Below are 526 nucleotides of genomic sequence, written 5' to 3' on the forward strand. Positions count from 1 at the left end.
GCCATCGAGCTGCGTCCCGTTGCGCAGCGCCACCAGCACAAGGGCCACGACCAGCGCGCAGTGATCGACGCGGATGACAGGAAGGCGACGCGCAGCACCTTCATGGTGCGCTGGCGCAGTTCCTCGGCGCTTGCGGCGAGGCGGCGGGTTTCATCCTCGGTCCGGCCGGACAGGACAATGGTGGCGATCCCGCGCACCCGGTCCAGAAACCGGGCCTGAAGGCGGGTCATGGCCAGGAACTGGTTGCGCGAGGCCACGGCCGCCCCGATGCCGAACACCGCCTGCCCGAACGGCACGGCAATCCCGCACAGCGCCATGATCAGCGCCGAACCCGGCTGCACCAGGGCGGCGAGAAGACCGATGACAAGGGGGGCCGCCACCCATAATACGGAAGCGGGCAGCCAGCGGGAAAAGAAACCGTCCAGCGCCTCGATCCGGTCAACCGCCAGCGCCGTCAGTTCGCCGGTATGGTGCCGCCGCAGCAGGCCCGGCCCACCGCGCAGGATCCCCGCCAGCACCCCGTCAC

The 526-nt window shown here is 70.2% G+C and carries 1 pseudogene; it reads right to left on the reverse strand.

From position 1 onward, the window contains the following. A pseudogene (locus JCM25156_RS26795) lies at nucleotides 1-526 on the reverse strand (ABC transporter transmembrane domain-containing protein); the annotation flags it as partial.

The organism is Komagataeibacter kakiaceti JCM 25156, assembly GCF_000613305.1.